The following is a 19,526-nucleotide window of genomic DNA, read 5'->3' as shown; positions in this document are numbered from 1 at the left end:
CTCACGAGGGTCAGGTCCCCCCGAGACTGCTAGGAGCTTCAATCATGCGTACGTGGGTTAGGGGCACGGCCCCCGCGGCACTGCTCGCACTGGGCGTCATGGCCATGGGTGGCGGTACGGCCTTCGCCGACACCGACGGTGACCACTCGATCGCCGGAGGAAACCAGGTCAACCTTCCGATCACCCTGCCGATCGACATCAGCGGCAACGCCGCCGCTGTGGCCGGACAGTCGTCCGCCTCCTCCGAGGGTGGCGCGTCCGTCGAGAACGGTGGCGGCGGAGCGGGAGGCAACGAGACCTCCGGGCGGGGCAGCGTCCTGGGCGGCAACCAGGTGGTCGCGCCGATCACCGCGCCCGTCAACGCCTGCGGCAACGCGGTGTCGGTGGTCGGCCGTTCCGAGGCGGGTTGCCGGGGTGGTGCCTCGGTGAGCAACCAGGGCGGGAACGGTGGCGGTGCCAGTGGCAACCGTACAAACGGTGATCACAGCATCGGTGGCGGCAACCAGGTGGTGGCGCCGATCACCGCGCCGATCAACGCCTGCGGCAACTCTTTCGCGATCTTCGGTGGGGCAACCGCCGGTTGCCGGGGTGGTGCCTCGGTGAGCAACCAGGGCGGGAACGGTGGCGGTGGGGCCGGTGGTAACCGCACCTCCGGGCGGGGCAGCGTCCTGGGCGGCAACCAGGTGGTCGCGCCGATCACCGCGCCGATCAACATCTGTGGCAACTCGGTCGCCGTCGTCGGCGAGGCGTTCTCCGGCTGCGAGGGCGGTGCCGAGGTCGTCGGCGGCAGGCCCGGCAGGCCGGGGCAGCCCGGTGGACCCGGACAGCCCGGTGGTCCTGGGCACCCCGGTGGGCACGGACAGCCCGGTGGGCACGGACAGCCTGGCGGTCCTGGGCACCCCGGTGGTCCGGGACGGCCGGGTGGCCCCGGAGAGCACGGCGGCCCTGGCAAGCCCGACCGGCCGGGTAAGCCGGGTTACGGCGGTCACGGAGACCACGGGGGGCGTGGAGACCATGGTGGGCGTGGAGACCATGGTGGCCACGGCGGCGGCTGGGAGCGCGGCCCGCGTCCCGGCGGCCCCGGCTCGGGTTACGGCCGGCCAGGAAACGACACCGACGGGCGTTTCGGAGCCGGTAGCGGCAATCAGGTGGTCGCGCCGATCACGGCGCCCGCCAACGTCTGCGGCAGCGCCGTCGGCAACGGCCAGGCGGGCTGCCCGGGCGGTTCGTCCGCGGGGACGGGCCGGGGCGGCGGCGCGGGTGGTAACCGCACCTCCGGGCGGGGCAGCGTCCTGGGCGGCAACCAGGTGGTCGCGCCGATCACCGCGCCGATCAACGTCTGCGGCAACGCGGTGGCCGTCCTGGGTGGGGCCTTCGCCGGCTGTCAGGGTGGTGCGTCCGTCGGGACCGGTGGCCCCGGTGGCGGTGGTGCCGGTGGCAACCGCACGAACGGTGATCACAGCATCGGTGGCGGCAACCAGGTGGTGGCGCCGATCACCGCGCCCGTCAACGTCTGCGGCAACGCGGTGGGCGTGCTCGGCCGGGCCGCGGCCGGGTGCAGGGGCGGCGCCTCGGTCTCCGGCGGTGCGGGTGCGGGGGCCGGTGGCAACCGCACCTCCGGGCAGGGCAGCGTCCTGGGCGGCAACCAGGTGGTCGCGCCGATCACCGCGCCGATCAACGTCTGCGGCAACGCGGTGGCCGTCCTGGGCGACGCCGCCGCGGGCTGCCTCGGCGGCTCCCGTGTCGGGGGGCCGGGCGGCGGCCAGTGGGGCGGCCACGGGGGTGGTCACAACGGCGGTCAGTGGGGTGGCCACAAGGGCGACTACAACGATGATCGCAGTGGTGGCCGCGGTGACTGGGACGGCAAGCCCGGCAGGCACAGGACCAGTGGCCTGCTGTCCGTCCTCCCCGCCGTTCCGGGGGTCGGCGGCGAGGCCGGTCAGGCGTCGCCGTCCGACGCCCGCGGTGCCCAGGAGGCCCAGGAGGCGGGCCGGTCTCAGCTTCCGGCCGCCGCCGGTCTGCCCGAGCTCCCCGTCATGCCCGCCACCCCGGTGAGCAAGCGGGCCGCGGCGCCCGACAGTAGCTCGCCGCTGGCTCCCGTCATGGGCCTGGCGTCATCCACTCCGGCCGGCAACCTGCCGACCCGTGACCTGGGGCTGATGAGTGCGGCTCAGCCCGTCGGCGTGATCGGAATGAACGTCGGTTCCCTGGTCACCCTGCTGATCGGTGCGCTGGCCGCGGCTTCCGCGACTGTCTTCGGCACCACCCGCCGCATCCGGTTCGGCAAAAAGTAAGGCATTAGTCACCCATTAGGCATGCCCTCCTCAGAGCCACTTCAGAGCCACTGAGGAAGGCGCGCAGACGCCTCGACGGCGGCGAGACAGGATGATCGCGCCTGCGTGGTGCGGCGCTCGCTCGCGTGGCGAGGCACAGAAGCTTTGCCCGTTCCGGGGGCGCGGCCCGGGGCGGGCAAAGCCATGTCCGGAATCACATCGTCCTGGTCACACGTATGATCTTCCGGCGCAGTCGGACGTCTCGACGGCCATCGGGATACAGTCGCAGGCGGTCGAGCTCCCAGTCGCCGTATTCTGCATGTTCGGTCAGTATCCGGCGGGCTGCGTCCCGGGAGGTGCCACGCGGGAGGTGGAGAACCAAGTAGGAGTAGTCCAGCACAGCGATTAGTCTCCGAGGGTGGGCCGAGGGACGTCGACACTCATAGGGCTTTATTCTGCGTCCTTGCGGCTTTCCTTGGGAGTGTTCCCGACTGAGATCGGGTAACCCGAGGGGAAGTAAACGGGGAACGAATGCGAACAGCGAGGTAGGAAGCAGCGTGCCAGCCAAGAACGGCAACGCCGGCGGAAACCGCCTGGTGATCGTCGAGTCGCCTTCCAAGGCGAAGACCATCGCCGGGTACCTCGGCCGCGGCTACGTCGTGGAGTCCAGCATCGGGCATATTCGTGATCTCCCCGAGAAGGCCGACGACATCCCGGAAAAGTACAAGGGAGAGTCCTGGGCGCGCCTCGGCGTCAATGTGGATCACGAGTTCGAGCCGCTCTACGTCGTCAATCACGACAAGAAGGCGCAGGTGAGCAAGCTCAAGCAGCTGCTCAAGGACGCCGATGAGCTCTATCTCGCCACTGACGAGGACCGCGAGGGCGAGGCGATCGCCTGGCATCTCCGCGAGGTGCTCAATCCCAAGGTCCCGGTGCACCGCATGGTGTTCCACGAGATCACCCCGCGGGCGATCCAGGAGGCGGTGGCCAATCCCCGCGCCCTGAACCTGCGGCTGGTCGACGCCCAGGAGACCCGGCGCATCCTCGACCGGCTCTACGGCTACGAGGTCAGCCCGGTCCTGTGGAAGAAGGTCAAACCCCGGCTCTCCGCCGGGCGCGTGCAGTCCGTGGCGACCCGGCTGGTCGTGGAGCGCGAGCGTGAGCGCCTGGCGTTCACCAGCGCGAGTTACTGGGACCTGCAGGCGCTGCTCGACACCGGTGGCGACGAGGTTCCGCACGAGTTCACCGCCATGCTGACCGGTGTGAACGGAAAGCGCGTCGCCCAGGGCCGGGACTTCACGAGCAACGGCACCCTCAAGAGCGCCGACGTGCTCCACCTGGACGAGCAGGCCGCTCGCGCCCTGGCCGGGCGTCTGGCAGGTGTGCCGTACAAGGTCAGGTCGGTCGAGCGCAAGCCGTACACCCGCAAGCCGTACGCGCCGTTCAGGACGACCACGTTGCAGCAGGAGGCCAGCCGCAAGCTGGGCTTCTCCGCGAAGTCGACGATGCAGGTCGCCCAGCGCCTCTACGAGAACGGCTTCATCACCTACATGCGGACCGACAGCATCACGCTGTCGGAGACCGCTGTCGCCGCCGCCCGCAGCCAGGCGATCAAGCTTTACGGGTCGGCCTACGTGCCCGACAAGCCGCGCGTCTACGCCGGCAAGGTGAAGAACGCGCAGGAGGCGCACGAGGCGATCCGCCCCTCGGGGGAGGAGTTCCGCACGCCGGGCGAGACCGGGCTGAGCGGTGACATGTTCCGGCTGTACGAGCTGATCTGGCAGCGGACCGTGGCCTCCCAGATGAAGGACGCGGTCGGCGAGTCGGTCACCGTCAAGGTGGACGGCACGTCCAGCTCGGGCGAGCGGGTCGAGTTCAGCGCCTCCGGGCGGACCATCACCTTCCACGGCTTCCTGAAGGCCTACGTCGAGGGTGCGGACGACCCGTCCACCGACAGGGACGACTCCGAGAAGCGCCTGCCGAACCTGAGCGAGAACGACCCGCTCACCGCGTCCGCGCTGAACGTGCTGTCGCACTCCACGAAGCCGCCGGCCCGGTACACGGAGGCGTCGCTGATCAAGGAGCTGGAAGACCGGGAGATCGGCCGCCCTTCGACGTACGCGTCGATCATCGGAACGATTCTGGACCGCGGCTACGTCTTCAAGAAGGGCACCGCCCTGGTGCCGTCCTTCCTGGCGTTCGCGGTGGTCAACCTGCTGGAGCAGCACTTCGGCCACCTCGTCGACTACGACTTCACGGCCGACATGGAGAAGGTCCTCGACGACATCGCCAACGACCGGGCGGAGCGGGTGCCTGAGCTGCGCCGGTTCTACTTCGGTGTGGAGGGCGGCGACGGCCTGAAGGAGCTGGTCACCGACCTCGGCGAGATCGACGCCAAGGAGATCAGCTCGTTCTCGATCAGGGGCACCGACATCATGATCCGGGTGGGCCGCTACGGCCCGTACCTGGACCGCGAGGGTGTCCGGGTGAACGTGCCTGAGGACCTGGCCCCCGACGAGCTCACGGCCGAAAGGGCCGAGGAGCTGTTCTCCCGCCCGATGGGTGATCGGGAGCTGGGCAAGGACCCGGCGACCGGGAACGTGATCGTGGCCAAGGACGGTCGCTTCGGCCCGTACGTCACCGAGATCCTGCCGGTGGAGACGCCTCCGGCGGAGGGCAAGAAGAAGACCAAGAAGGCCGACGCCCCCAAGCCGCGCACCGGGTCGCTGCTCAAGTCGATGTCCTTGGACACCGTCACCCTTGAGGATGCCCTGCTCCTGCTCTCACTGCCGAGGGTGCTCGGGATGATCGACGACCAGGAGGTCACGGCGCAGAACGGCAAGTTCGGGCCGTACATCAAGAAGGGCACCGACTCTCGTTCCCTGGGTTCGGAGGAGGAGCTGTTCACGGTCACTCTCGACCAGGCCAAGGAGTTGTTCGCCCAGCCCAAGACCAGGGGCAGGCGGGCCGCGGCCGCGCCGCCGCTGCGCGAGCTGGGTGAGGACTCCGTCTCCAAGAAGCCGATCGTGGTGAAGGAGGGGCGGTTCGGGCCCTACGTCACCGACGGGGAGACCAACGCCTCCCTGCGCAAGGGTGACGAGGTCGAGCAGATCACCACCGAACGCGCCGCCGAGCTTCTCGCCGACCGCCGCGCCCGTGGCCCGGCGCCCAAGCGTCCCCGCACCACCCGGGCCAAGGCCAAGGCCTGACGCCGCCGAGCCAGGGCCCCTCGTACGGGGCTCTGGCTCGAAGGGTTTCCGCACCCGCTGGGAACGCATTCGCCGTTTCGGGCGTTCTTCGGAACGCGCCGGAGATGGCCGGTGGGCGCGAGAGAGGGCGAGTGACGATCGTGGGCTTCGTGTCGCTGGTCATCTGTGTGATCACGGTGGTCCACTACTACCTGTGGCGTCGCCTGATTCGCTCGACCACCCGGCCGGGGCGGATCCGCCGGGTGCTGACCTGGATCCTCGTCGGCCTGGCCGTGCTCGCACCCGTGACGCTGGTCGCCTCCCGCAGTGAGTGGGGGCACTTCCTGGCCTGGCCGGGATTCTTCTGGATCGCGACGATGTTCTATCTCGTCGTGTTCCTGGCGGTCCTGGAGATCCCCAGGGCCGTGGCACTGCTGGTGGTGCGCGGGATGGAGCATCGGGCCGAGCGGCGCGGGGTGCCGCCGGGGGTGGCCGCCCGCCGCGCGGAACGAGCCAGGCAGCTGGAGCTCGCCGTTCGATCCGAAACCGCCGTCACACCGGCGTCCGTGGCCGCCGGTCACCCCGAGCACTCCCGCCGGTCCGTCTCCTCGGCCCAGACGCACCGTGGGGAGTCCGCGATCGGCGGGGTGGTCGTCGTGCCGGGTGCCGGGAGGGCAACGGAGAAGACCGTTGGGATGGGCAGGAGGCTGTTCATCGCCCGTACGGCGGCGGCCGCCGCCGGGGCGGGGGCGCTTGGCACGATCGGGTTCGGGGTCAGGACCGCTCTCGGCGACCCGGTGATCGAGTCGGTCGGAGTGGTGCTGCCCAGGCTGGATCCGCGCCTGAACGGCCTGCGGTTCGCGGTTGTCAGCGACATCCACCTGGGCCCGCTCACCGGTACGGCGCACACCCGGCGCATCGTCCGCATGATCAACTCGCTGGAGGCCGACGTGGTCGCGGTCGTCGGCGACCTGGTCGACGGCACGGTGGCCGAGCTCGGCACGCTGGCCAGGCCGCTGAAGGATCTCGAATCCCGCTACGGTGCCTATTTCGTCACCGGCAACCACGAGTACTACACGGCCAATGGCCCGCAGGAGTGGATCGAGGAGCTCCGCGGGCTCGGTATCCGCCCGCTGGGCAACGAGCGCGTGGAGATCGCCCACGCCGGAGCCGTGCTCGACCTCGCCGGGGTCAACGACATCGGCGGTGTCGCCTCGGGTGACGGTCCGGACTTCGAACGGGCGCTGGGTGGCCGTGACCGCTCCCGATCCACGGTCCTGCTCGCCCACCAGCCGGTCCAGGCAGTCCAGGCGGCCAGGTACGGCGTGGACCTCCAGCTGTCCGGCCACACGCATGGCGGGCAGATGGTCCCCTTTAACCTGATCATCCCGATGCAGCAGCCGGTCGTCTCCGGCCTCGGTGAGGTGGACGGCACCCGGGTCTACGTGACGCGGGGCGCGGGTTTCTGGGGGCCGCCGGTCCGGGTGGGTGCCCCACCCGAGATAACCCTGCTGGAAGTCCGGAACGAGAAACTCCGGTAACCGCACACCGAGCGGGAAGCAGGCGTATCGGTCCGGGGAGAGCCGGGGCGGGGCGCGGAGCCGCAGGCATCGGTCCGGGGAGAGCCGGGGCGGGGCGCGGAGCCGCAGGCATCGGTCCGGGGAGAGCCGGGGCGGGGCGCGGAGCCGCAGGCATCGGTCCGGGGAGAGCCGGGGCGGGGCGCGGAGCCGCAGGCATCGGTCCGGGGAGAGCCGGGGCGGGGCGCGGAGCCGCAGGCATCGGTCCAGGGAGAGGCGGTCAGGGCGCGGAGCCGCATCACTGGAAACACGGGCACCGAGCGATTCTTTTCACGTGTGGTACCTGCGGGGCACAGGGCGGAGGTATTACCCTCATGCGACGGGCAGCCGGGCATTTCCGCCTGGCTCGTGTTTTCCCCAGCCCAGCGAGCACCTGGATACGCTGACACTATGACCACCCTTGGCCGGAGCACCGCGCGACGCAAACCCCCCCACGTGCTGGCCAACGCCCCGTTCCGCAAGTTGTGGACGGCGATGTCGGTGTGCAGTCTCGGAGACTGGCTCAACCTTCTGGCGCTGACCGCCCTGGCGGGCAATCTCACTGTGGGATCCGGCTACAAGGTCCAGAGCCTGGCCATCGGGGGCGTCTTCGTGGCGAAGATGCTCCCCGCCATCCTGCTGGGCCCGCTCGCCGGGGCGTTCGCCGACCGGTTCGACCGGCGGATGACGATGTTCTTCTGCGACTTCCTGCGCTTCGCGCTGGTGCTGTCGATTCCGCTGGTCGGCAACTACCAGTGGGTGATCATCGCCACGTTCCTGGTCGAGTGCGTCAACCTCTTCTGGGTTCCGGCCAAGGACGCCACGGTGCCCAACCTGGTGCCCAAGGAGCGACTGGAGGAGGCCAACCAGCTCAACCTCCTGGTCACGTACGGGACCGCGCCGATCGCCGCGCTGCTGTTCGCGGTGCTGTCGGTCGCCGACGACTTCCTGGGCAACCTGGTGCCGTTCTTCGCCCAGCGAGAGACCTACCTGGCGCTGTTCATCAACGCGCTCGCCTACCTGGTCTCGGCCTTCATCATCCTCTCGCTCAAGGACATTCCGAAGGCCGGCGCGCGGGCCGCGACCTCCACCCCGTCGGTGCTGCGGCAGATCTTCGAGGGTTGGCGGTTCGTCGGCGGTAACCGGCTGATCCGCGGTCTGATCATCGGCATGCTGGGCGCGTTCGCCGCCGGTGGCGCGGTGGTCGGGGTGGCCAAGATCTACGTGGACGCGCTGGGCGGCGGTGACGCGGCGTACGGCGTGGTCTTCGGGGCGGTCTTCGTCGGCATGGCGTCCGGCATGTTCTTTGGGCCGAGGCTGCTGCGGGAGCTGTCGCGGCGGCGGTTGTTCGGCCTGTCGATCGTGGTGGCCGGGGTGGTCCTCGTCGCGATCGCGCTCGTCCACAACCTGGTGATCGTCGTCCTGCTGACCGTGCTGCTCGGCGCGTGCGCGGGAATCGCCTGGATCATCGGCTACACGATGATCGGGCTGGAGGTGGACGACAACCTGCGGGGCCGTACGTTCTCCTTCCTGCAGTCGCTTGCCCGGGTGACCCTGCTGCTGGTGGTCGCGGCCGCGCCGACCCTGGCGGGCCTGTTCGGCGAGCGGGAGATCAGGGTCGGGCAGGAGCCGGTCTACCAGTTCGACGGCTCCAACCTGGTGCTGCTGGTCGGCGGGCTGCTCGCGGTGATCGTCGGGACCGTCGCGCTACGGCAGATGGACGACCGCAGGGGCGTCTCGATCGTCGCCGACCTGATCGCCGCGGCGCGCGGGGAGCGGTTCGCCCCGGAGAGCGTCGAGCAGGCGCGCGGGATGTTCATCGCGTTCGAGGGCGGTGAGGGGTCGGGCAAGACCACTCAGTCCAGGCTGCTGGCGATCTGGCTGCGCGACCAGGGGTTCGACGTCGTACAGACCCGCGAGCCGGGCTCGACCAAGGTGGGCATGCGGCTGCGTGCGATCCTGCTCGACGCGGTGCACCAGGGACTGTCCGCGAGGTCAGAGGCACTGTTGTACGCGGCCGATCGGGCCGAGCATGTGGAGAAGGTCATCCGCCCCGCCCTTCACCGGGCCTCGTTGGTGATCTCCGACCGGTACGTCGACTCGTCGCTGGCCTACCAGGGCGCGGGGCGGGCACTGGACATCGAGGACGTCAAGAGGATCAACGGCTGGGCCACCGGAGGACTCGTCCCCGACCTCACCGTGCTCATCGACACTCCGCCGTCGGTGGGGCTGGCCCGGCTGGGCGGGGCCGCCGACCGCATCGAGTCGGAGCCGCTGGAGTTCCACGAGCGCGTCCGCCGCGAGTTCCGGGCGCTGGCCGCCGCGGAGCCGGATCGCTACCTGGTCGTCGACGGGACCCTGACCCAGGAGCGGATCTCCTCGCTCATCTACGACCGGGTCCGCGAGATCATGCCCGACCCGGTGCCGCAGGAGTCGGAGGACGTCACCGGGACCATCCCCGCGATCCGTGACTGACCCGCCATCCCCGGTCCGCTGCTTTTGAAGGTCCGTGACTGACCCGCCATCCCCGGTCCGCTGCTTTTGAAGGTCCGGGGATGGCCTGGTGACTCCGGCGAATCAGGATCGACTCGCTGTCTCCGGTCCGGCATCCCACGATCCGTGACCGGTGCCGGGGGGAGGGCGTCTGCCGGTGAGGTCCGACCCGGCGACTCGCAGCGGCGGTAGGTTGGGTCCGTGGGTGTCTTTGATGATCTTGTAGGGCAGGAGCGGGCCACCGTGACGCTCCGCCGGGCCGCGGCGGCCGGGGCCGACCTGCTGGCCGGGGGGCGCGGCGCCGGGATGACCCACGCGTGGCTGTTCACGGGTCCGCCCGGGTCCGGGCGCGAGGAGGCCGCACGGGCGTTCGCCGCCGCGCTGTTCTGTCCCGACCAGGGGTGCGGCCACTGCGACATGTGCCACCAGGTGGCGGTCGGCTCCCATCCGGACCTGGAGATCGTCCGCCCGCAGGGACTCTCGTACGGCATCAAGGACACCCGCAGGCTCATCCTGCGCGCTGCCGGGGCGCCGACGCTGGGCCGCTGGCGGGTCGTGCTGTTCGAGGACGCCGACCGGGCGACCGAGGGGGCGTCCAACGCACTGCTCAAGGCCATCGAGGAGCCGCCGCCGAAGACCGTCTGGCTGCTCTGCGCGCCTGCCCCGGACGACATGATGATCACCATCAGGTCTCGTTGCCGGCTCGTCACGCTCGTCACCCCGCCCACCTCGGCGGTCGCCCACGTGCTGGCCACACGAGAGAACGTGCCGTCGGCGATGGCGGAGTTCGCGGCCAGGGCCGCCCAGGGGCACATCGGCCGCGCCCGCAGGCTGGCGCTGGACGAGGAGGCACGCTCGCGTCGCGAGGCGGTGCTGTCCATCCCCAGGTCGCTCACCGGCGTCGGGGAGTGCGTGATGGCCGCCGAACGTCTGGTGAAGACCGCCGAGGACGAGGCCGCCGCGGTCACGGCGGTGCTGAACGAGGCGGAGATCACCGAACTGCGCCAGGTCTACGGCGAGGGCTCCACCGGCAAGGGACTCAGCAGGGGGCTGATCCGCGGCGGTGCCGGGGCGCTCAAGGACCTTGAGGACCGGCAGAAGTCCCGGGCGACCCGTACCAAGCGCGACGTCATCGACGCGGCACTGCTCGACCTGGTGGCGTTCTACCGCGACGTGCTGGCCGTGCAGTTCGGCGCGCACGTGGAACTGGCCGGCGAGGACCGCCGCGCCGATCTGGAAGACCTGGCCCGCGTCTCCACCCCGGAGGACACCCTGCGCAGGATCGACGCGATCATGCGCTGCCGGAGGCGGCTGGCGGCCAACGTCAGCCCGCAGATGGCAGTCGAGTCGATGACCCTCTCGCTGCGCCGACCACGGCTCTGAGCCATATCTCGGCCGGTTGAGGGCCGAGGAAAGACAGCCGTCCGTCTGCGCGGTGCCGTGTGGAGAACTGCGCGCGGTGCCGTGCCGGGTGGGACCGTGCGTGTGGTTCACGCTGCCCGCATGTCGTGGGCTGACGGGAACGGTTCGGACGCGCATCTCGTGGTCTGACGAGGGCCGGAGTCCAGGATGGCCGGTATCGGACGTTTTTGAGTTTCCCCGAACCCGGCGTGGCTGATATCGGCTGGCGAGATGCCAGGTATTTCGGTAACCGAGTGGTCACTGCCCGCCTTTTTCCGATTAGATGGAACCATTCCTTGCTAAATCGCCTCAAAGTATGTGCGTGGGTCGTTAAGATTCACGGGCAAAAATTAGTGCTTTTGTTATAAATCGACAATGTCCTGCTCTACGGGGATGAGCAGAGAAGGCCGGGGGAATCTTGGTGAGCACCGAGGCGCGTCAAGGGGTGGTTCCGCACGCGAGGGGCCGGGCCGTTACGAGCAGGGTGGGCGACGACGACCGGCTGAGGGTCGAATGGTCGGAGCCGGCGGATACGGAGATCGTCCTCCGGCACCTGGAGCCGGCGGATACGGAGATCGTCCTCCGGCACGTGGAGACAGGGGAGGAGCGCGGGGCCTCAGACCTGACGGTGCTGTCCGTGGGCATCTGGATGGCGTCGTACCGGGGTGAGCCCGTCGCCACCGACGACCCGGGGTTCTCGCTCGACGGACTCTGGTCCTACGCCGAGACCCGCCGTAACCGGGAGATCAGGGCGTTCCGCACCTCCCTCGGCACGCTGGGCCTGCGGGTCCGCGAGGTCGAACCGTACGTCGAGGTGATCCGGGTGATCGCGGACGACGGGGTGATCGCCGTCGAGGGCGCCGTCGCGTACGGCGACCCGATCCGGGGGGAGGCCAGACTCGTGGCGGTGGCCCGCCGGGGGCCGGAGCCGGTGAGCGGGCCGGCGACCTTCCAGGGACGGTGGGTCGAGGGAGCGATCGAGATCGCGCCAATGGCCGAGGCACAGGTGCGGCGCCGGGTCTTCTGGGACCTGTACGCCGAGATCTCCGGGGTCCGGCTGCCGCTGGCGACCCGTCTTGATGACATAACGGATAAGAAGATTAAAGTTCGTTTTCCTGCCCAGCATGTCGGGCAGGTGAGGGTCCGCCCGTACTACACCGAGACCGACGGTCTCGCCGTCGCGCTCAGCGTCGAGGAGGAGAAGCCGTGAAGATCTCCTTTCTCATCCTCAACGCCTACGGCATGGGTGGCACCATCCGCGCCACCTTCGACCTCGCCACCGCCCTGTCCGAGCGGCACGAGGTCGAGGTCGTCAGCGTCTTCCAGCACACCGACACGCCCTTCCTGCCGCTGGGCTCCCGGGTCAGGCTCCGTTCGCTGGTGGATCTGCGAGAGGGGGCCAGGGTCCGCTGGCCGTACACGAAGAGGGCCGAGCGGCTGGGCGCGCGGGAGAGCGCGCTTATCCACCCCGAGGAGCGCGCCTACGCGTCCTTCAGCGCCTGGAGCGACGAGGTCCTCGTCCGCGAGCTGCGCAGGCTCCGCAGCGACGTCCTGATCACCACCCGCGCGGGGCTCAACATCATGGCCGCGAGGTACGCCCGCAGGAAGGTCGTCGCGATCGCCCAGGAGCATCTGCACTTCGAGGCACACCAACCCGGGATCTTCGAGGAGATCCGGACCTGGTACCCGAAACTGGACGCGGTCGTCGCCCTCACCGAGGCCGACGAGCGCGACTACCGGAACATGCTCAACGGGGCGCCCACCCGGGTGTTCACCATCGGTAACGGGCTGCCCGGCGGGCCGCGTCCACGCTCCAGGCAGGAGAACCGGATCGTGCTGGCCGCGGGCAGGCTGGTGCCGGTCAAGGGGTACGACCGGCTGCTGAAGGCGTTCGTCCGGGTGGCCAGGGAACGCCCCGACTGGAAGCTGCGGATCTACGGCGAGGGCCGGGCCGGCGACAAGCTGGTCAGGCAGGCGGTCAAGCTGCGACTGCACAACAACGTCACGTTCATGGGCTCCACCGGTGACATCGAGGGCGAGCTCGCGAAGGCGTCGATCCACGCGGTCAGCTCCCGCTTCGAGGGCTTCGGCATGACCATCATCGAGGCGTTCGCCTCCGGGGTACCGGTGGTCAGCTTCGACTGTCCCCGTGGACCTCGCGAGATCATCACGCCCGGGATCGACGGACTGCTGGTTCCCGCCGACGACGTGGACGCCCTGGCCGACGGGCTGATTCAGATGATCGACGACGAGGAGGGCCGCCACCGGATGGCCAGGAACGCCCTCCAGACGGCCCAGAGCTACGACCTCTCCACGATCGCCGAACGCTGGGAGAAGTCCTTCGCCGAACTCGGCCGCTGAGCGGCTGCCCGGGGTGTCCAACCGTCGACAGGCCCCTCGTGAGGATGCTCCCGTGGGCTGTCGAGAGGGAGCGCTCGTACCCGGAGTTCCAGCCGCCAGGTTCTTGAGTGGGGGTACACGGCCCGCGTTCACGTCTTGGCGGCCCCGCACTTCGCTGGGTGCGGAGCGTAGGGTGAGCACGAGCCGTACCCCCAGGTTTGGAGCCATATGGGCATGATCATGGCGGTGAGTTTCACCCGCTACGGCAGGCTGTACTACCTCGACCCCGGCGAGCACAGCCCCAAGGTCGGCGACAGGGTGCTGGTGCCCACCGAGGCCGGGCCCGAGGTCGCCGAGTGCGTCTGGGCGCCCCAGTGGACGAGCGAGGAGATCGGCGGGCTGCCGGTGTGCGCGGGTATCGCGACCGAGGAGCACCTCACCCGGGACGAGGGCAACAAACGGCGCCGCGCGGAGGCCCGGAGCGTCTCCAAGCGCCTGATCAAGCGGCACACGCTGCCGATGAAGGTCGTCGGCGTCGACTACCTGGACGCGGAGAACGTCTACACGGTCTACTTCTCCGCCCCGCACCGGGTCGACTTCCGTACCCTCGTCCGTGACCTGGCCCGCAACCTGCGCGCCCGGGTGGAACTTCGCCAGATCGGCCCCCGTGACGAGGCCCGCCTCCAGGGCGGTATCGGCCCCTGCGGCCGCGACCTGTGCTGCGCCACCTTCCTCAAGGACTTCGAGCCGGTCTCCGTCCGGATGGCCAAGGACCAGGACCTGCCGGTCAACCCACTGCGCATCGCGGGGGCATGCGGGCGGCTGATGTGCTGCCTGAAGTACGAGCACCCCCTCTACCTCGACGCCCACAGCAGGATGCCCCGGATCGGGCTGAAGGTCGACACCCCCGAGGGCGCCGGAACCGTCGTGGGCCGTAACGTCCCCTCGGACTCCGTCGTGGTCCGCCTGGAGGACGGCGGCCGCCGCTGCGCCTGCCCGTCGGCCTCGGTCTGCTCCCCGCGCAAGCAGCACGACGAGGCGTACGGCGGCGCGGTGCAGGTCGCCGAGAGCGGCCCGGAAGGGTGACCGGCCGGTTGTCCCCGCTGAGGTCGATGTCCCGTCATGAGGGCTCGGCGCGGGCATAGGATTCGACCGTTCAGCCTCTCCGCGTGTCGGCCCCCTTGCCGGATCCGCGTGTGACCCCGACCTACGGACTACGGAGCGGACAAGGCGTGAGATCCCGTGTGACCGCCGTACTGGCGGCGGTGGCCCTGCTCGCGAGCGCGTGCACCGGCACCGACGTCCCCGCCGACGCCAGTGGTGGCGCCGGAGCCGGCCGTGGTGTGGCGGGAGCGGCTCTCGGCTGGAACGAGTGCGAGGACGGTTTCGAGTGCGCCAAGCTCGCCGTACCGCTCGATCACCGCAAGCCGGACGGTGAGAAGATCGAGCTCAGCGTGATCCGGCTTCCGGCCTCGGGGGAGCGGATCGGCTCGATCCTCCTCAATCCCGGTGGTCCGGGTGCCTCCGGAGTGCAATACGCGCGAAGTGCCCGCACCGCGGTGAGCGAGGCGGTTCGCGAGCGCTTCGACGTCGTGGGCTTCGACCCGCGCGGGGTCGGCGAGTCCGCGCCCGTCCGGTGCCTGCCGCCGAGCGAACTGGACACCTTCGTCGGCCTCGACAACTCGCCCGACTCGCCGGGAGAGGTCACCGTGCTTGAGGAGGGGGCGCGACGGTTCGCCGCCGGATGTGAGACCCGATCGGGCAGGCTCCTGCCGTACGTCGGCACCGCCGACGCCGCCAGGGACATGGACCTGCTGCGTGCCGCCGTCGGTGACTCCCACCTCACCTACCTCGGCAAGTCGTACGGCACGCAGCTGGGCGCCGTCTACGCCGACCTCTTCCCCAACCGGGTCCGCGCCCTCGTCCTGGACGGCGCGGTGGACCCATCGCTCGGCCCACTGGAGCTGAACACCGCGCAGGCACGCGGTTTCGAGGTCGCCCTGGACGCGTTCCTGGAAAACTGCCTCGCGGCCACCGACTGCCCCTTCCAGGGCTCCGTCGCCTCCGCCCGTGCGGAGATCACCGCGCTGCTCCGCAGGGCGGACACCGCCTCCCTGGCCAACAGGACCGGCGACGACCGTACGGTGACCGAGGCCTGGGCCATCCTCGGTGTGATCACCCCGCTCTACGACCGGCAGGCATGGCCGGTCCTCCGCCAGGCGCTGGCCCAGGCGCTGAAGGGTGACGGCACCGTCCTGCTCCGGATGGCCGACCTGCTGGTCGACCGTGGGGAGGACGGCGAGTACACCAACCAGACCGAGTCCAACCTGGCGGTCAACTGCGTCGACAGCACCTACCCCCGCGACCCCGCCGCCTACGCCAAGGCGGCCAGGGAGGCGGCCAGGGAAGCCCCCCTGTTCGGCGCGTACGTCATGTGGGGCTCGCTGCCCTGCGCGTACTGGCCGGTCAAGGCAGGAACCCGGGAGAAGATCGACGCTCCCGGAGCCCCGCCCATCATGGTCGTCGGCACCGAACGCGACCCCGCCACGCCTTACCAGTGGTCCGAGGCCCTCGCCTCCCAGCTCTCCTCCGGCGTCCTCGTCGGTTTCGACGGGGACGGCCACACTGCCTACCTGACCGGTTCGGCGTGCGTGGATCGCCTGGTGGACGACTACCTGATCGATCTGACCGTCCCCGCTGACGGAACCCAGTGTCCCAAGATCGGCTGATTCCGGTGCGCGGGAATGCCCTGGGAGCCTGTAGACTGCCGTAGGTCGTGGTGAAACACGGCACGCCGCCTTAGCTCAGTCGGCCAGAGCACTTCACTCGTAATGAAGGGGTCTGGGGTTCGATTCCCCAAGGCGGCTCCCAGGTCAGAGCCCGTTTCTCCCTAGCTGGAGAGGCGGGCTCTGTTGCGTTGGGGAGAATTTGGGGAGAACAGCGGGGTGACCGACCCCTCGCGATAGGCCTTCAGCGCGGAGTCGAGGACCTCCACCGACGAGCTCGGCGCGAGCGCGAACCGCTCCCGGATCGCCGCGTCCCACAAACGATCAAGCAGCCCGAGAATCTCGGCGATCATGGCCTCGGTCGGGTGGCTGTACCTACCGGGCATCGACAGGTCCTCGTGGCCCATCCGGTCGATGATCGCCGTCCTCACGCATCGGCCTTCATCCAGCCACGTCTGGTGCCCATGGCGTAGGCCGTGCGGAGTGAGCCCGGCCCGGACCGGCAACCAGCTCGCCACCGCGTCGACCGGTGACCGCACATACGCGTCGAACAACGCCGGGCGCGTCATGCCCCTCACCGCCGCCGGGTCGGCGCCACACTCGATCGCGTAGGCGACCAGGGCGGCCCGCGGCGACCGGCTGTTCACCGGCTTCGGCGCGCCCATCCGATACGACCGGACCGCCCGCCGCGCGCCGTACGGCTCACCAGGCACAGCCGCCGGCCACGCCACCAAGGGCTCGCCCGGCCACGGGGCGGCGGCGTCGATCAGGACTGGTCGTGCCGGGCGGGCCGACTTGCCACCCTCTTCCGGATACATGCCGTCAGCAGCTGGCCGGAAGTACATCCGCGCGAAGTCGCTGCGCCGGTGGTGCTGTCGTTCCCCCAGGAACAGCACGACCCGGCCTTGGCACCATGGCGCCGAGCTCCCCGAGCACGCACATTTGCGTGCCTCGGCCGCGACTGCGGCGACCATCTCCCATAGCCACATCGGGATGTGCACATCCCGAATTGAGCCGTCCTTCGGGCGCCCCCAGTAGAACGGGCCCTCGCTCTCATAGATCTTCCAATGGACATGGATGATGCCCGGGTCCTTCACCGCCGTTGGGGTCAGGGCGAGGACCTCCGCCCAGCGCATGCCCGTCCACGCCTTGAGGATCAGCATCACGAAGTCGTGCCACCGGCCGGACAGGACGGCGACCCGCTCGGAGACGAAAAGCGCCTCGCGTGGGCTTGGCCAGACCTTCGCCGCTCTCTCCCACGCGGCGATCCGGCGCCCCCCCTTCTTCCCCTTGCCTCGTACCCGTGCGGCCGGGTTGCTGGCGATGTGGCCCGGCCGGACGGCGTCACCGAGGATGTTCGTCAACAGACCGCGCGCGGTGGTCGCGGTGCTGGGGGAGTAGCCGGCAGCGATAATCCCCCGTTCCCAGATATTGACGGCCTCAGGCGTGATGTCCGCTAGGGCGCGCGGCCCGAAGGGCGCCATCAGATGGCCCTTAATGAGGCTGCGGTAATTCGCCATGGTCGACAATTCCAGGTCGAGCCCGGCATACCAGCCCTCGACCCACTCAGCGAAGGTAATACGGCCTGCTCGCGGGTCCTTCCAGACTCGGCGGCGAATGTCGGTCTCTTGGTCGAGGCCGAAGTTATAGGCGTCTTCCTCTTCCAGGAACGGGTTGCCGTGGGCATCGTGGCTGGCGGAGGGGTATTTCCCGTCGGGGCTCTTGTATCGGACGCGCCAAGTCCCATTGGCTCTTTGCTCGGTGTAAGGCACCGAGGCCTCCTATTGGTCGGGCGGGTGGTAGAGGCGCATCGTGCCGTCGGTGAGGGTCTCCAGCGCGCGCGCGAGGTCGGGGGCGACAAGTTGCCGGGGGAGGGGGCAGACGATGCCGCTCGGGGTGATGGCGGGGATCAGTAAGCCAGGATCGCTGTGCTCAACGAGCGGAAGGCTCGCGCGCCCCCACGGAGTCCTGGATGGGACGGTCCGGAGGGTGAGCTTGGAGATCACCTCATTGGCGGCCTTCTCCAGGATTTCGAACACCCTTTTATCGATTTTAGAGCGGTCTATTATGCATTTGATGACCGCCTCCTGAACGACGATCGCGGCAGGAATGCCGTGCATTTGATGAGGGGCGGCGGCGACGTACTGCACGAGGTGGTGCATGTGGTGCCCTTCGCAGGTGGTGCTACGTACGTACAACTGAGTGACAGGTTAGATATGCCACCCTTGCACCGCGCGCGTGATTCGTCACCCTAAGAAACGTGTCCGTAATGGGAAATTTATGCGTAGGGTAAATACATCATCACCTTACGGATACATTACTCCGGCTTTACATCGCCCTGACTGCGCTCTTCCAGGTAGCGCGCCATTTGGATACCCCAGCGCCGCAGCTCCTCCCGCTGATCCTCCGGCATGTCCGGGGACACCGGGATCATCACCAGGCCAGGATCGGCGGGAACATCCATGACCCCCAGCTCACCCTGTTCCTCGATGACCTCAAGAGCGTGACCGCCAGCCGCGAGCGTCCGATCGATGGATCCCGGGGCAAGCTGATAGCCGCGCTCCAGGAGTACCTTCACCTCCGGCCTGAAGTTCGTACGCTTCGCCAGCTCTAGGTCGAATACGAGGCGCTCGCCGAGACCTGTGGCCTCGCAGAACTTCACGCGGTGCCTGAAGACAGGGTTGAGTGCAACCCTCCTGGCGCGCAGTAGTGCACCGAGGCGTTGCCACGCCTCAGGCGGATAGCTGGCCACTCGCCCACACCTCTCGTCGGGGTGTTCCCCCAGAGATCAAACCCGACTCAGATTGACTCGTCAATCTACTGCAAGGTCATGTCTCCATATGAGGTCGGCCCCAACGTTACGGATGTGGCCAGCGTAGCGATTTGAGTCTGACCGAATCGCACTCAATCAAGTTAACTCAATCTGAATCCATCGCCACGCTTGCACTGAGTCAATCTGAGTCATAGATTGCTCGTGTGACACAGACAAACACGGTCCGTCAGCACGGTCCTGCCATCCGGGCCCTGCGCCGCAAGGACGGTCTGTCGTGCGCGGTCCTGGCCGAACGGGTCGGACTGCACGAACAGTCCCTCCGCAACATCGAACTCGACCGCAAGCCCGCCAGCTGGGAGACGCTCAACGCCATTGCGCGTGCCCTCCGGGTGGAGGTCGCGGTCGTAAGCCACCCCGGCTACCCCGGCCAGGACGGTGACGAGCGATGACCGAGCCCGTCTACCGGCTCTACACCTCCGCCCAGGCCGCCGAGCGCGTCGGCGGGGGACTCACCGAGACCCTCTTCGACCGCCTGGCCGCTCAGGGCCTGGAGCACACGCTCATCGGCGCCAAGTTGCGCTGGACCGACGCCCAGATCGCCGGCGCCGTCGCTCACCACGCCCGCGGCGGCGCCCCCGCCGAGCCGCCGCCTGCCCCCGTTGCGGCGCCCGCGCCCCGAGTTCAGCGCGCTCCCCGCCGGACCTCGACCCCCCAGGCCGCAGCTGTGCCCGATCTGAGCGCCAGGCCCGGCCGCCGGTACGCCACCTCATGACCAG

15 protein-coding genes and 1 tRNA gene are annotated in these 19,526 nt (G+C 69.2%); 12 read left to right on the top strand and 4 right to left on the bottom strand.

Going from position 1 to position 19,526, the window contains the following annotated elements; all coding sequences use genetic code 11:
* The first annotated feature begins 44 nt into the window (after positions 1-44).
* Positions 45-2,294 carry a chaplin family protein gene (locus tag OG884_RS15840; RefSeq protein WP_326646119.1) on the top strand — a complete coding sequence of 750 codons (2,250 nt, stop codon included), beginning with the start codon at positions 45-47 and terminating at the stop codon, positions 2,292-2,294.
* A gap of 193 nt (positions 2,295-2,487) precedes the next feature.
* Here OG884_RS15840 and OG884_RS37505 read toward each other — a convergent pair whose 3' ends face one another.
* Positions 2,488-2,904 carry a DUF5703 family protein gene (locus OG884_RS37505; protein ID WP_425427982.1) on the bottom strand — a complete coding sequence of 139 codons (417 nt, stop codon included), beginning with the start codon at positions 2,902-2,904 and terminating at the stop codon, positions 2,488-2,490.
* On the opposite strand from OG884_RS37505, the gene topA reads away from it, so the two are divergent.
* The 9 genes from topA to OG884_RS15790 all read left to right on the top strand — a co-directional run bounded on the left by topA (position 2,831) and on the right by OG884_RS15790 (position 16,118).
* A complete protein-coding gene (gene topA / locus OG884_RS15830) occupies positions 2,831-5,482 on the top strand; it encodes a type I DNA topoisomerase (protein ID WP_326646118.1) in 2,652 nt (883 codons plus the stop codon). The genes OG884_RS37505 and topA overlap by 74 nt on opposite strands.
* A gap of 131 nt (positions 5,483-5,613) precedes the next feature.
* Positions 5,614-7,002: a metallophosphoesterase gene (locus tag OG884_RS15825; RefSeq protein ID WP_326646117.1), complete on the top strand. Its 1,389-nt coding sequence runs from the start codon at positions 5,614-5,616 to the stop codon at positions 7,000-7,002.
* Between the two features lie 426 nt (positions 7,003-7,428).
* Positions 7,429-9,492: a dTMP kinase gene (gene tmk / locus OG884_RS15820; RefSeq protein ID WP_326646116.1), complete on the top strand. Its 2,064-nt coding sequence runs from the start codon at positions 7,429-7,431 to the stop codon at positions 9,490-9,492.
* 219 nt (positions 9,493-9,711) lie between these two features.
* The gene (locus tag OG884_RS15815) at positions 9,712-10,893 is read left to right on the top strand and encodes a DNA polymerase III subunit delta' (RefSeq protein WP_326646115.1); all 1,182 of its coding nucleotides are present in this window, start codon (positions 9,712-9,714) and stop codon (positions 10,891-10,893) included.
* 439 nt (positions 10,894-11,332) lie between these two features.
* Positions 11,333-12,121 (top strand): hypothetical protein, encoded by a 789-nt coding sequence (locus tag OG884_RS15810; RefSeq protein ID WP_326646114.1) that lies wholly within the window; start codon positions 11,333-11,335, stop codon positions 12,119-12,121.
* On the top strand, positions 12,118-13,272 hold the full coding sequence (locus OG884_RS15805) for a glycosyltransferase family 4 protein (RefSeq protein ID WP_326646113.1): 1,155 nt from the start codon (positions 12,118-12,120) through the stop codon (positions 13,270-13,272). Before OG884_RS15810 ends, OG884_RS15805 begins: the two co-directional genes overlap by 4 nt.
* Before the next feature lie 207 nt (positions 13,273-13,479).
* On the top strand, positions 13,480-14,337 hold the full coding sequence (locus OG884_RS15800; RefSeq protein WP_442811689.1) for a PSP1 domain-containing protein: 858 nt from the start codon (positions 13,480-13,482) through the stop codon (positions 14,335-14,337).
* A 146-nt stretch (positions 14,338-14,483) separates the two neighbouring features.
* A complete protein-coding gene (locus OG884_RS15795; protein WP_326646112.1) occupies positions 14,484-15,980 on the top strand; it encodes an alpha/beta hydrolase in 1,497 nt (498 codons plus the stop codon).
* A gap of 64 nt (positions 15,981-16,044) precedes the next feature.
* Positions 16,045-16,118 (top strand) — tRNA-Thr (locus OG884_RS15790).
* Between the two features lie 23 nt (positions 16,119-16,141).
* Here OG884_RS15790 and OG884_RS15785 read toward each other — a convergent pair.
* From OG884_RS15785 to OG884_RS15775, 3 genes are all read right to left on the bottom strand, one after another.
* Positions 16,142-17,749 carry a hypothetical protein gene (locus tag OG884_RS15785; protein ID WP_326646111.1) on the bottom strand — a complete coding sequence of 536 codons (1,608 nt, stop codon included), beginning with the start codon at positions 17,747-17,749 and terminating at the stop codon, positions 16,142-16,144.
* Between the two features lie 9 nt (positions 17,750-17,758).
* Positions 17,759-18,139 (bottom strand): hypothetical protein, encoded by a 381-nt coding sequence (locus OG884_RS15780; RefSeq protein ID WP_326646110.1) that lies wholly within the window; start codon positions 18,137-18,139, stop codon positions 17,759-17,761.
* A 155-nt stretch (positions 18,140-18,294) separates the two neighbouring features.
* Positions 18,295-18,729: a hypothetical protein gene (locus OG884_RS15775; RefSeq protein ID WP_326646109.1), complete on the bottom strand. Its 435-nt coding sequence runs from the start codon at positions 18,727-18,729 to the stop codon at positions 18,295-18,297.
* A 224-nt stretch (positions 18,730-18,953) separates the two neighbouring features.
* Between OG884_RS15775 and OG884_RS15770 the strand changes: the two genes are divergently transcribed.
* Positions 18,954-19,199 carry a helix-turn-helix domain-containing protein gene (locus OG884_RS15770; RefSeq protein WP_326646108.1) on the top strand — a complete coding sequence of 82 codons (246 nt, stop codon included), beginning with the start codon at positions 18,954-18,956 and terminating at the stop codon, positions 19,197-19,199.
* Positions 19,196-19,522: a hypothetical protein gene (locus tag OG884_RS15765; protein WP_326646107.1), complete on the top strand. Its 327-nt coding sequence runs from the start codon at positions 19,196-19,198 to the stop codon at positions 19,520-19,522. Before OG884_RS15770 ends, OG884_RS15765 begins: the two co-directional genes overlap by 4 nt.
* Positions 19,523-19,526: the final 4 nt, after the last annotated feature.

Source organism: Streptosporangium sp. NBC_01755 (assembly GCF_035917995.1).
Taxonomy (GTDB): Bacteria; Actinomycetota; Actinomycetes; order Streptosporangiales; family Streptosporangiaceae; genus Streptosporangium.
Note: the sequence above shows the minus strand (reverse complement) of the source record. Positions and strands in the feature narration are given on the sequence as shown.

Coding starts and splice junctions, on each gene's coding strand:
- OG884_RS15840 (WP_326646119.1), top strand. CDS start 45: ATGCGTACGTGGGTTAGGGGCACGGCCCCCGCGGCACTGCTCGCACTG.
- OG884_RS37505 (WP_425427982.1), bottom strand. CDS start 2,904: ATGGTCTTCGCCTTGGAAGGCGACTCGACGATCACCAGGCGGTTTCCG.
- tmk (WP_326646116.1), top strand. CDS start 7,429: ATGACCACCCTTGGCCGGAGCACCGCGCGACGCAAACCCCCCCACGTG.
- OG884_RS15800 (WP_442811689.1), top strand. CDS start 13,480: ATGGGCATGATCATGGCGGTGAGTTTCACCCGCTACGGCAGGCTGTAC.
- OG884_RS15780 (WP_326646110.1), bottom strand. CDS start 18,139: ATGCACCACCTCGTGCAGTACGTCGCCGCCGCCCCTCATCAAATGCAC.
- OG884_RS15765 (WP_326646107.1), top strand. CDS start 19,196: ATGACCGAGCCCGTCTACCGGCTCTACACCTCCGCCCAGGCCGCCGAG.